At 28.1% G+C, this 13,492-nt stretch carries 13 protein-coding genes; 1 reads left to right on the top strand and 12 read right to left on the bottom strand.

Annotated elements, in window-relative coordinates:
• Positions 1-52 precede the first annotated feature (52 nt).
• The 11 genes from hemW to ACTG45_RS13510 all read right to left on the bottom strand — a co-directional run bounded on the left by hemW (position 53) and on the right by ACTG45_RS13510 (position 10,836).
• Complete coding sequence (gene hemW, locus ACTG45_RS13460; RefSeq protein WP_479919137.1) at positions 53-1,222, bottom strand: radical SAM family heme chaperone HemW; 1,170 nt, start codon at positions 1,220-1,222, stop codon at positions 53-55.
• A 173-nt stretch (positions 1,223-1,395) separates the two neighbouring features.
• Positions 1,396-2,709, bottom strand: a complete 1,314-nt coding sequence (locus ACTG45_RS13465; protein WP_479919138.1) for an APC family permease — start codon at positions 2,707-2,709, stop codon at positions 1,396-1,398.
• 237 nt (positions 2,710-2,946) lie between these two features.
• On the bottom strand, positions 2,947-4,284 hold the full coding sequence (locus ACTG45_RS13470; protein WP_021385308.1) for a CCA tRNA nucleotidyltransferase: 1,338 nt from the start codon (positions 4,282-4,284) through the stop codon (positions 2,947-2,949).
• Between the two features lie 150 nt (positions 4,285-4,434).
• Positions 4,435-6,240, bottom strand: a complete 1,806-nt coding sequence (gene lepA / locus ACTG45_RS13475; protein ID WP_479919139.1) for a translation elongation factor 4 — start codon at positions 6,238-6,240, stop codon at positions 4,435-4,437.
• Between the two features lie 278 nt (positions 6,241-6,518).
• Positions 6,519-6,770, bottom strand: coding sequence for a hypothetical protein (locus ACTG45_RS13480; RefSeq protein WP_021385354.1), 252 nt, complete (start codon positions 6,768-6,770; stop codon positions 6,519-6,521).
• Between the two features lie 29 nt (positions 6,771-6,799).
• Positions 6,800-7,807 carry a stage II sporulation protein P gene (gene spoIIP, locus ACTG45_RS13485; protein WP_479919140.1) on the bottom strand — a complete coding sequence of 336 codons (1,008 nt, stop codon included), beginning with the start codon at positions 7,805-7,807 and terminating at the stop codon, positions 6,800-6,802.
• A 17-nt stretch (positions 7,808-7,824) separates the two neighbouring features.
• On the bottom strand, positions 7,825-8,778 hold the full coding sequence (gene gpr / locus ACTG45_RS13490; RefSeq protein WP_021385350.1) for a GPR endopeptidase: 954 nt from the start codon (positions 8,776-8,778) through the stop codon (positions 7,825-7,827).
• Between the two features lie 248 nt (positions 8,779-9,026).
• Positions 9,027-9,410 (bottom strand): BlaI/MecI/CopY family transcriptional regulator, encoded by a 384-nt coding sequence (locus ACTG45_RS13495; protein ID WP_479919141.1) that lies wholly within the window; start codon positions 9,408-9,410, stop codon positions 9,027-9,029.
• Positions 9,411-9,435: 25 nt separating this feature from the next.
• A complete protein-coding gene (locus ACTG45_RS13500) occupies positions 9,436-9,831 on the bottom strand; it encodes a BlaI/MecI/CopY family transcriptional regulator (protein ID WP_479919142.1) in 396 nt (131 codons plus the stop codon).
• Between the two features lie 518 nt (positions 9,832-10,349).
• Complete coding sequence (locus ACTG45_RS13505) at positions 10,350-10,526, bottom strand: hypothetical protein (protein WP_021385485.1); 177 nt, start codon at positions 10,524-10,526, stop codon at positions 10,350-10,352.
• Between the two features lie 103 nt (positions 10,527-10,629).
• A complete protein-coding gene (locus tag ACTG45_RS13510) occupies positions 10,630-10,836 on the bottom strand; it encodes a helix-turn-helix domain-containing protein (RefSeq protein WP_021385363.1) in 207 nt (68 codons plus the stop codon).
• Between the two features lie 181 nt (positions 10,837-11,017).
• Here ACTG45_RS13510 and ACTG45_RS13515 point away from each other — a divergent pair, with 181 nt between their 5' ends.
• Positions 11,018-11,218, top strand: coding sequence for a hypothetical protein (locus tag ACTG45_RS13515; protein WP_479919143.1), 201 nt, complete (start codon positions 11,018-11,020; stop codon positions 11,216-11,218).
• A gap of 250 nt (positions 11,219-11,468) precedes the next feature.
• Here ACTG45_RS13515 and ACTG45_RS13520 read toward each other — a convergent pair whose 3' ends face one another.
• Entirely contained in the window at positions 11,469-13,124 is a 1,656-nt protein-coding gene (locus ACTG45_RS13520; RefSeq protein WP_479919144.1) for a DUF6765 family protein, read from the bottom strand.
• Between the last annotated feature and the right edge of the window lie 368 nt (positions 13,125-13,492).

Genomic DNA, 13,492 nt, shown 5'->3' on the forward strand with positions numbered 1-13,492 from the left:
GATTATATATATTATATACCATTATAAATTTATTTTGTCAACACTTTAAAAATTATTCCATAAATTCTATAAATATACTATTAGATATTTCCCTTCCCTTTTGAGTTAATTGTATACCTTCAAAGCTCTGATTTATAAGCTTTCTATTTGATAGCATTTCTATTTGCTTACTATATTTTTCTTTAAAATCTAGTCCAAATTTTTTTTTGAAATCTTCAAATTTTATACCTTTGTTCATTCGAAGTCCCATAAATATTTTCTCTTCTATCATATCTTTTTCAGAGAGAATCTCATTTTCTTGTATTGGTTTTTCTCTTTTTGCTAAACTTAAATGATAGTCATCTAAAGATTCCAAATTATTATATCTATTCTTATTAATATAGCCAGAGGCTCCTGCTCCAAGACCTATATAATGTTCACATTCCCAATATAAAATATTATGCTCACAATTATAACCTTCTTTTGAGTAATTTGATATTTCATATTGATTATATCCTTTTGATTTTAGATAGTTTATTGTATACTCATACATTTCTATGTCCACATTTTCATCTATAAGTTCAAACTTATTGCTCTCATACATATTATATAGCTCAGTACCCTCTTCTAATATAAGGGAATAGGCTGATATATGTGTTGGATTTAAGTCTGTAATTTTTTGAAGTGTTTCCTTCCAGTCATATAGAGTTTGATTTGGAAGACTGTACATTAAATCTATATTAATATTTTTGAAACCTACACTTAATGCATCTTTATAGTTTTTCTCAAATTCTTCATAAGTATGTATCCTTCCTATAAAGTTCAAATGCTCTTCTTGAACAGCTTGCAAGCCAATACTAAGTCTATTTATACCAATGTCTTTCATAGCTTTTAATTTTTCTAATGTCAATGTACCAGGATTACACTCTATAGTTACTTCTGCATCACCATCTACATTAAACATTTCTCTTATGCTTGTAAATACTTCTCTTATTTCATCAGATGTCAGTATACTAGGTGTACCTCCCCCTACAAATATACTAGTTATTGTATCATTTCCATTTAGACAGTAATCTTCTTTATCTTTATTATCTTTGTATAATTTATTACTGTATAACTCCATTTCAATTTTTAAATCTTCTATATATCTTCGTTTTGAATCTATGTCCATTTTGTAAGAATTAAAGTCGCAATACTTACATTTCTTCACACAAAATGGAATATGTATATAAAGTCCTAACATTTTTTATTCCTCATTTCTTAAATTATCTTAAAACATCAGTTACTAAATTATAAATCAAACAGGATATCACATCAAGTAACATATAAAACACTTATATTATGTAATATTATAAAAAATTTGGATAAAAGTAAAAATTAACTTTTATCCAAATTCATCTAACTTAAACTAAGTACTTATCTTTTCTTCATATAATAATACACTGGTAGACCTAATAGTGTTATAAATATTCCACCTAAAGATATTACGGTTGAAGTCAATAGTTGATTTATTATTACAAACAGACCTCCCAGTATAGCTATGATTGGTATTATTGGATATAAAGGAACTCTATATGGTCTGTGTAAATCAGGTTTTTCTCTTCTAAGTCTCATGACTCCTATGAAAGTCAGTACATAAAATACCCATATCGAAAATATGGTTAAATCTGTAAGAAGATTAAATTGACCAGATAATGCATATACACAGGCTAATACAGTTATAAGTAATATTGAATTTACAGGAGAACCTCCAGAATTTACTTTTAAAAGAGCTTTAGAGGCTGGTAAAGTTCCCATTTCAGCTAGTGTATATGGTATTCTTGAACCTGTCAATAAATATCCATTCAACGTACCAAATACTGATACTAATATACCCACAGTTATTACTTTTCCACCTAAATTTCCAAATAATCTTGTTGCGACTAATGTAGCTGGTGAGGTAACTGTTGCTAGTTCACTTGCTGGCACTACCCAAAGATAAGCTATATTTATTATAATATAAACTGACATAACTAATGATAAACCACCAACTATTGCTCTTGGCAAATCTTTATCAGGAGACTTCATTTCTCCTGATATAGCTCCAACATTTATCCATCCATCATATGCAAATAAAGTTGCTATTAATACTTGTCCAAGTGCATTTGATACACTGACACCATCGCCTACAAATGGACTTAACACTTCACTACTTTGACCTTTAATAAATCCAAAAATTATTATTAAAATTAAAGGTATCATTTTTCCAACAGTTGCTACTGTCTGAACTTTTCCCCCTAGGGATGAGCCTATTATATTTAGTAATGCTAGAAATAATATAACTCCAATTGCTATAGGAAGTACATTAGACATATTATTTGGACTCATGCCCAAAAGCTCAGATGCTTGTTGAGCAAATATTACTCCTAGTGCTGCTGATGTACCTGGGAAAAATAATACAGTTTGCATCCATCCAGTTAAAAAACCTAACTTTTCTCCATATATCTCTTCGATATAAATCATCATACCACCAGTTTTTGGTATAGCAGCTGAGATTTCTGTAGCTGTAAGACCTGCAGTTATTGTTATAAATCCACCTAAAAGCCATGCTATAATACCTAGACCTGGAGCTCCATTAGTTGTAGTGTATATTGCTTGTGGCTTAAAAAAAACTCCCGAACCTATAACCATACCTACAACAGTAGAAAGAGCTGCTGAAAGACCAATAGTCTTTTGTAGTTGAGTACGCATACTGTCCCTCCTCACTGTTTTATAGTGCATAAAATATTAATTTTATAAATTATGGTTTTAGTATTCCCAAAGTTTTTTTTTATATTAATCTGCTAATTTTAGATTAAGTTTCTATACATTTAAAAATTGTACAACCTCAATCTTTAAAACATTCTCTAAAAATTATCTATTTTTTCTAAATAAGTACTGTATTTTCAGCTTTTTAAATTAATTAAACTAAAATTTTTATACTCTATTCTAAAATGTATATATATTTAATACTTTTTCTTTCAGTATTTCTTTTTCATTTAGTTCTGGATTATTTATAACAATTTCAAGCATCTTATTTAATATGTGTCCCATATCTTTACCTGGTTTTACACCTATAGATATCAAATCTTTTCCATTAATAGCTAAATCCTTAATATTAAAACATTCATTTTGATTTATTATGTGTTTAAATTCTTTTTCACACTCGATAAGATTTAATATCTTACTTTTTGCATATTTTGGATTTTTAGCAAGCGTATCTGCCCAATTAACCTTTATTAAATCTTCAAATAGTTCAACATCTTCAAGTTTATTTAATAATTTTTTAATTATTTTCCTTTTTGGCTCTATCCTATAATCATGATACTGTATTAATGTCAAAACTTTATTAATAGTATAATTATCGTACTTGAGTCTCTTTAAAATTCGCTTTGCAATCTTTACAGATTCTCTACTATGAGTATAAAAGTGGTCAATTCCGTTTTTATCAGTCGTTTTAGTTACCTTTTTTCCCAAATCATGAAACAACATTGTAAGCTTTAAATATAATTCATCTTCAATCACTTCTGTAGCCATTAAAGTATGTTTTTGTACATCATAAATATGATACGGATTATGTTGAGTAACTTCTTCTAATTCGCATATTTCAGGAATTATAAATTTCAACAAACCTGTTGAATTTAATAATTCTAATTTAGATGAATCAGATACTAGCATTTTGTTGAATTCTGTTTGGATTCTTTCTATAGAAATATTTTTTATCAAGTCTGCTTTTTTGTGGATACTTTGCTTAGTTCCTTCAGCTATTTTAAAACTGAGTTGTGCCGAAAATCTAACTGCTCTAAGCATTCTAAGTGCATCTTCTTCAAATCTATCTACTGGATTTCCAACACAACGTATATACTTATTTTGTATATCTTCATACCCATTAAATGGGTCAACCAATCCAGTCTTTGCATTGTATGCAATTGCATTGATAGTAAAATCTCTTCTTGATAGGTCCTTAACTATGTTATTTGTAAATTCTATTGAATCTGGATGTCTACCATCACTATAATTTCCATCTATTCTATAAGTTGTTACTTCAAATGGTTCATTACAAAGCATAACTGTTACAGTACCATGTTGTATGCCAGTTGGAATTGTTTTTTCAAATAGCTCTACTACTACTTCTGGTCTCGCACTAGTTGTTATATCCCAGTCATTTGGAATTCTTTCTAACAAACAATCTCTAACACATCCTCCAACTACATATGCTTCATGACCATGTTTTTCTAATTCTTTAATTATATAATCTACTTTTTTAGGAATTTCTATATTAATCATAAATATCACCTTTTTATTTTTCTTTAATATACTCTTGTTTATATTTTCTATTAGTTTACTTAAAATATACCACAAAAAAGCTAGATTAATTTAGAAATAATTCTAAAATCACTCTAGCTTTTAAATATCTTTATCTAAATTTATAAAAATTTATTCATCTAATTTAAGTACAGACATAAATGCTTTTTGAGGAACTTCAACAGAACCAATTTGTCTCATACGCTTCTTACCTTCTTTTTGCTTTTCAAGAAGTTTCTTCTTACGAGATATATCCCCACCATAACATTTAGCAAGTACATCTTTTCTTAACGCACTTATCGTCTCCCTTGCAATAACCTTATTACCAACAGCAGCTTGTATAGGTATAGCAAATTGATGTCTTGGGATTTCCCCTTTTAGTTTTTCACACATTGCCTTGCCTCTATGGAAAGCACGAGTTTCATGAACAATAAAACTAAGTGCATCTACTTGCTCTTTATTAATTAATATATCAAGTTTTACAAGTGTAGATGGCACATAACCTTTAACCTCATAATCAAGAGAGCCATATCCTCTAGTTCTTGATTTCAAAGCATCAAAGAAGTCGTAAACAACCTCATTAAGAGGAAGGTCATAGTGAAGCATTACTCTTCTATCATCTATATATTCCATATTTAACATGTTTCCACGTCTTTCTTGACAAAGTTCCATGACTACACCTACATAGTCTTTAGGAACTATTATATCTCCTTTTACTATAGGTTCTTCTATCACCTTTATCTCAGATGGCTCTGGTAAGTTTGCAGGATTTTGTATCATTACAACTTCTCCATCAATTTTTGTAACTCTGTATATAACAGATGGTGCTGTCGTAATTATATCAAGATTAAATTCTCTCTCAAGTCTTTCTTGCATTATCTCCATATGTAAAAGACCTAAGAAACCACATCTAAAACCAAATCCTAGTGCTGCTGAAGTCTCCGCTTCATACTCAAGTGCAGCATCATTTACTTGAAGTTTTTCAAGAGCATCTCTTACATTTTCATACTTTTCTCCTTCTCCTGGATATATACCACAGTATACCATTGGAGTAGCTTTTTTATATCCTGGTAAAGGTTCATCTGTAGGATTATTTGAATCTGTTATTGTATCTCCAACACGACAACTTCTTATATCTTTTATGCTTGCTGCAATATAACCAACATCACCTGCTGATAATTCACTAAGCTCAGTTTGACCTGGAGCCATTACACCAACTTCAGTTACTTCAAACTTTTTGTTAGTGTTCATCATTTTTATTGTCATGCCTTTTTTAACAGTTCCTTCAAATACTCTAACATAAGCTACAACACCTTTATAAGCATCATAGTAAGAATCGAATATTAACGCCTTTAATGGTGCTTCATTATCTCCTTTAGGTGGAGGAACATTTTTTACAATATCTTCTAATACATCTTCTATGTTTAAGCCAGTCTTTGCAGAAATAAGAGGTGCCTCACTTGAATCAAGCCCTATTAAATCTTCTATTTCATGCTTTACTTCCTCTGGTCTTGCACTTGGTAAATCTATTTTATTTATTATTGGTAATATTTCTAAATCTTGGTCTATAGCAAGATAAACATTGGCTAGGGTTTGCGCCTCAACACCTTGAGCTGCATCAACTACCAGTAATGCACCTTCACATGCAGCCAAACTTCTTGATACCTCATAGTTAAAGTCTACATGTCCAGGTGTATCTATAAGATTTAAATAATATTCATTTCCATCCTTCGCTTTATACATTAATCTTATGTTTTGAAGCTTTATAGTAATTCCTCTTTCTCTTTCAAGGTCCATATTGTCAAGCAATTGACTTTTCATGTCCCTTTCACTAACAAGCCCCGTTTGTTGTATTAATCTATCAGCTAAGGTAGACTTTCCATGGTCTATATGTGCAATTATACTAAAATTTCTAGTTCTACTTTGTTTATTGTCCACCTTAAAATTCCCTCCTCTTAATTATTCTTATAGTTATTATTTTACATTATATAAAAACTCTTTATATAATTGTAAAACTTTTGAATATAAACTAATTGGCACTAAACAAAATTATCCACATTATATGTGGATTATCAAGTCTAACACTAAATATTATATAATATCATAAACTTAAAGTAAATCCTATAAGACACAGTTAATGCATTTTTATTTTATATCCTAAGAATATATAACTAAAATAAGGTTTATTTTAATCAATAAACCTTATTCACTTATTACTACTTATTAAATTTTTTGATGATTCCATTTATATCAAAGTTCCATATATCAAAATCAAAGTTTGTTATATCAAAATTAATACTTGGAAAATCATATTGTTTCATTCCTAACATACTTTTTGCATTACTATCTACTATAAAGACACAAACTGATGTACCTATTATCATAGTAATCAAAAACACGATTCTCATAATATACTTGTATTTTCTTAGTTTACTTTTACTTTCTATATTTTTTTCTAATCGGCTCATTTAACATGCTCCTAATTGTATCTAACAATCTAATTTTTTTGTTTAAAATATTCATCCAAAATCTCAGCTAGATACTTTGTAGTAGCTTTAGATTCTTCTATACTTGTTGCATTATTTCCTATTTCTACTAGCATATGATTCTTAACTGCAAATTGATTAAATCTAGCATAGTCTTTTTCTACTATTGGAGACACCAAACCAGGATATTTCTTTTCAGCAAAAGCAGTTATATCATCTGCTAAAGCTCTGAGTTGTGCTCTATTTGTATTTTTACCTCCTACAACAAAGAAAAACTTTGCTACTCTCTCTCCATTTATCATAGTTGTATATTTTAAATGGTCTTTTTCTTTAGTGGCTGGATTAGTTAAATCCCTAGCATCTCTATGTAAGTCTATTGCTATGTCCACTGAATTATATTTAGGGAGTATACTTTTTATTGTTTTTAAGCTACTTGCATAAGAATTATTATAAGATGGATAGTCATGGTACTTAGTTGTATGAACTACACCCCATCCTTTACTATCTAAGGCACTAGTCAATGCACTTCCTACTTCCATTACCGAATTTTTCTTATCTCTTGAATGATAATTTCCAGCAGGTGAATTTGAATAAGTTTCACATCCATGAGTATGATATATTAAAATTCTTGGATTTTCTTTAGTTACTCTTAAATCATCCTTGTATTCTGAGCTAGATGTAGTATTAGTTTCAGTCGTGTCAGAATTCTTTGACTCAATATCTGGAACATTTTCTTTACCAACATAAAGTTTTATATATTCTTTTTTACTTTCTTTTTTGCTATCAACTTTACTTGCATCTTCAGATTTTTCTTTTTCATTTTTGCTTTCTTTATTTTCTTCTTTATTTTTATTATTCTTTTTATCTTCTGTATTATTTCCTTCGACTTTAGCTTCTGGATAAGATGAGTTTACTAAAAACTTTAAAAAATCATCTTGATTCAAAGCCAATGATTTTCCTGGTAAAATGCATGCTAATATAAAAGTCAAGGTTACTACTTTAATGCATTTTTTAAACATAATTGTTCCTCCTTATTTTATACCAATCTACCTGGATGCAAAGACCTATTTAAACCTTCGCTTATTATTATAGATAGATTTTCGATTGTATCATCTATATCCTTTGGTGTTACTATTAAATTTTTGTCATATGGGTCTAATGAATCTTTTATTAGATGATATTTTTCTTCTTCTTTAAGCTTTTTCAACATTTCATAAAAGCTTTCTGTTTCTTCTGATTGAGCTATTAAATTGTCTATTGCCATATCTAAAACATCTATCGTAAGAGTGGCTGCATCAACCACAGTTGGTACACCTATTGCAATAACTTCTACTCCTAATGTTTCCTTAGTTAGAGATTTTCTCGTATTACCAACACCTCCACCAGGTGATATTCCTGCTGTTGATATCTGTATAGTAGAGTTTACTCTTTCCATTTTTCTTGAAGCTAGTGCATCTATTGCTACTACTCTATCTGGCTTAACTTTCTCAACCAATGACTTTACTATTTCACTAGTCTCTATTCCAGTAACTCCCATAACTCCTGGGCTTAAAGCTGATACCTCAGTGAAATCATCATCATAGTCTTTATTATAATTTTTAAAAAGATGTCTAGTCACAAGTGTTTTTGATACACTCTTTGGTCCTAATGCATCAGAAGTAATATTTCTATTTCCAAGACCAATTACCAGTGTTTTTTTGTTTTTGTCTTGTCCAAATATATCTACCAATTCCTCTTTCAAATAACTTATCATTTCTTCTCTTGATTCATCATCATCAAACTTCATAAGATTACTTTCCAGAGTTATATACTTTCCTATATCCTTATTCATTATTTCTGCGCCTTGTCCGTCTACTACTTCAACTTTTGTTACAATACAATTTTCTAATTCTTTAGTTTCTATTTTTACACCAGGAATACTACTTCCTTCTTGAGACTTTTCACACATTTCACTAGCTTCTAAAGCTAAATCTGTTCTTACGCTAATCATATAAACCTCCAGTATAAATTAAATGCTAATTATAATTGTTAACAAAATTTAGTATTTTATAACAAAAAACTATAAATTTATTTAAAACAAGTAAATTCAACGCTTTCAGAACCACAAAAATGAGTTTGGTCAGTAAATGGTCAGTAAATATATTCATCCACATTTTATCCACAATGTTATCAACAGATTTATCCACAGATATGAAAAAGGTAGCAACTATTTATATAGGCGCTACCTTTTTGTATCTATTAATCTTCTTCTTTCCAAGTTTTTATCCAATCTCCTATTTCTGTTATTTTATCTTCCGTTATTTTTTCCCCATCGTGTAATTTTGAAATCAGTTCTGATAGAGGATTGTTATGTAAACCTCCAAAAATTCTTTTACCTTCTAATTTTAAATATTCTTTTTCTTTTACTAATACTGTATAGTGTACATGTTTCCCAATTCGCTGAGATATTAAAAAACCCTTTTTAGTTAGTCTAGTTAAAAGTGTAATTGTAGTTGTATGTTTCCAGCCATACATTTTTTCTATCTCATCTGCAACATCTTTTGATATTACAGTTTTATAACCAGTATTCCATATGTATTTCATAATTTTTAATTCTGCATCTGGTAATTTCTTATTTATCATAATATATCCCTTCTTTCTATAAAACTCAAACTTGTCTTTTTATCATATCTTTTATATTTGTTATGAATTTTTTAAATTTTTCTTCTATTATTTGATTCCTTCTATGTATAGTTGTAAATATTCGAGTAAAAAAATCATCATCTATATTTATATTTCTTTCTTCTCTTATAGCATTTAAATATTCTTTTTTAGTTAATAATACTTCATAACTAAACTGAAAACCTATCCTCTTCTTTTTTAATACTTTCATCTTTACTAATCTTTTAAGTAAAATTTCTGTAGTACTTTTCCTCCATTTATACCTCTCCTGCATTGCTAAGATTATTTCTTTTTTAGATAGAATAGACTTTTTCCTCCACATATATTCCATTAACATTAGTTCTCCCCTGCGTAATTTGGCTATTACCTCTTGCTGCTCCATCTTATGTCACTTCCTCAACTTGTCTAACTTAAACTAATAATAGGAGCTTTTTAACACAAAAACTAGAGGTAAAATTTACCATATATTCTACTGTTTTAGTTTGTTTTTATATATAAAAAATATTATTCATATCTATAAACTTATTCAATTTTCAAACACATATATTGAATAATAACTAGTTGTATTGTATTGTTTTAATTGTAGAATAATACTAAATTGGTAAAACTAGAGGAATTTAGTGGCATAAATATTTATTAAATAAGACTTGTAAAATGAGTTATAAGTTATATTGGTAAGTTATCAAAAACATATACTCTTTTGGTTTTGTGAAAGTTTTTTAGGTGGGCAATAATATATATACTTAGAGATAAAATAAAATATATTTCTAGTATTCATAGTTTTATTTTTTGTTAAAATGCGATATAATAAAGATGTAAAATCGTATCAAAAATAAAAAAGAAACTACAATCTATTAGCCTAGAGCGAAGTTTCAAATTCAAAATAATTTAAGTAATGATTTATTCATTGAAATCGTCTTGATTGCCGTCAGGACGATTTCTTAGTTTATGTAAAGATTCTTTTAATTTACTTATAGAATCTAATAATCTTGTTATAGACTTTACTATTGTTGTAATAGATTTTATTATAATAGTAATATAATACGCTATAACAAGTATAAACATAAGTGTTTTCATATACTCACCCCCTTTCATACGAAGGTGATTTCTGAAAACTTTCGCCCTTAGATTGTAGCCTCTTGCATTTTAATTATAACATAATTTTACAACTATCAAATATCTATTCTATGTCTTTTTTTATTTCTATAATATCGTTTGGAGTACATTCAAAAGCTAAACATATTTTTTCAATCACTGCTAATGCAACATATTCATTCTTACTTAATTTTGAAAGAGTTCCATTACTTATATTTGCTCTTTCTTTAAATTCCATTTTTTTAATATTTTTATCAAACATCATTCTCCATAAAGGTTTATATGAAATCATTTTATCACCTCTCTTGAGTAAATGATAACATCAATATTTCTATAATGTCAAAATAAACTTCTATTTTATTAGAATTTTATATTGACATACACTTTAAGACATATTATATTTATAATAAGTTAGAAATTATTTCTATTAAATCAGAAATAATTCTAACAATAAAATTAAAGGAGTAATATAAATGTGTTTCAATACTTACATACTTAAAAGACTTGTGAATAACAAGCAACTAGAAATAACTCGAAGTTTTGACTTAGATAATCTCATTTGTACTGCAACAGAAATATTGAAAGATAATAAGATTGATTTGATAATTATTGATGAAAAAAACAACATTGTTTGGAGAAATGAAAAAAGCACTCCCGCTCATGAGAATGCTTAGTTACAGATATAGAAGTGTACTGCGAATACACTTCTATTTTTTTATTATATCATATATTTTACTCTATGAAAAAGACCTATTTAAATCGTTTCTAAGATATGTTGAGTAAGGTTATTGATAATTTATATACCCTAATGTATTTCAAAAAAATAAGCACTCCTATAAAAAGAGTGCTTTTAATGTAAATATAAACATAAAATATTGTGCTATTTTCTTAAATATATTATAACATTAGCTATCTAATATGTAGTTATTTCGTACTTGTAACTACTGAACAATCTTTTATGTTTGCAATTTCTAAACAATCCAAATATCGTTTGTTAGTCTCTGCTCTTAATTTACGTATTAAATATGAACCTTTAAGCGCAAAAATTTGTTTTCCTGTAGGTGCTTCTAAAGTGAAATTTTTATGTGATTTAAACATAGTTTCATGACCTGCTGTTATTGTTTTTCCTTTTTTAGTTAAAAAAGTTATTTTTCCTATTGTTATAGTTGGCGAATTAGGATATGGCTCTCCACCTTCATATAAGCCTATGGACCCACTTATCTTAACTATGTAATCATCAACATCTAAATCAAGAGATACCATTGTTCCTCCTAATGGCTCACCATGCATTGGAGTCTTATATTTTTCATCATATACAATTTGTATAGCATCAACTATATAAGCTCCTCTAAGTATAATCTTTGTTACTCTATTTCTATTTTTAGCAAATTGTGTATCATCAAAATTTTTAAATTTACAATATTCACTACTCATTTCTTCTAAAGACAATCTTTTTTCCTCTAAAAAATCAGTTACATAATCTACGTGCTTCTTAGCTACTAGATTAAAATAATAGTAATCTGTTTTTTCTTTATTAGTAGATTTAATAAATTCATTTTTCCACTTGTTTTTATCAAAATTTTCTAAAGAGTTATATCCTAAAGCGTTTATAGCTTTTTTCCATGCTTCTGACTGGTCATCTTTTCTAGTTGCTATTACTTTTGTTACTTCTGTTTTCTGATTTTCTGTTAAGTTATCATACTGATTTATACTAAAGTCATTTCCGTTCTTAATACATTTTAATGCATAAACCATTTGACAAAATGCCTTAAAGAAATCATCTTGATTGTTTTTTTCTATCTTCACTTTATCGTCAGTACTACTCCAGTTTGGAATATATCTATAATTAAGGTATCCATAATCTGGTATATGACCCATTCTCCCATGTCCATGATATGAAGTTCCTTCATATCCACCAAAACCAGGAGCACCAATAAAATTAATAGAATGCCAACTTTTATTACGATATTCTTCTGCTTTAGTCCATTTAGTTTCTTCTATGTATTTGCTCTCTTCAGCAATAAATTCTTTAACATCATTAATATACCATTCTGGCTTACCAATAAAATACATATGTGCCCATGTATCTGCAAGTACATGCATTCTCATACCAATAAATTGTAACTTATATTCTTCAGTATTATGAAAATAGATTAGGTCATTTATAATGGCAGACACCGTTTCACTATTTGGTAAACACATCAACCTAAATTTTTGATTGTCTCCATCTTTAAACTTCCAGTTTATTGTAAGACCTCTACTCTCTTTAACACCCTTATACTCAAATTGATTATTTAAATTTCCAGGTAAAAAATGAAATGGTATCCATACTTTCTTTATTTCATTCAAACTATCAAGATTCCATTTATAACCCCATGAAGTAAAATCTGCATAATATCCTATAAGTTCTGAATTTGTCTGTACTGTAGGAAGAGTAAAATTTACATCATCAAGAATCATGCTTTTAGTTGATTCATCAACATATTGAGCAGCATAAGCAATTGTATTTGCATCCAAATCATTATAGCCAGCTATTTTAGCTGCTAAATATGTACCATAATAGTGAAAATCTAAATTCATAAAATCACCTCTTAATTTTATTTTTAATATAAATAATTATATATATATTTATTTATTTATATAATAGATTAAATTTTCTAAATATTCAATACTTATCGTCTAACTGGTCATTAAAAACGTATAAATAGTCAAAAAATATGTTTTTTTCTAGAAACATGTTTTTTATAATTTTAATAAATGTATTTATATAAGTTTTTCTTATCCACATACTTGTTTAAATAAAGATTTAAAGCTATAATTTATCTTTTGCAAACACTCTAGTTATATCCATTGTTAACCATAAATCATCAGAATAAATCTCTGTGAATTTTTCTCATGTAATCTTGCTCTATTTTTATCTAAAAATCGTTCGACAAATTGCTGATATA

This window comes from Clostridioides sp. LIBA-7602, from assembly GCF_056688945.1.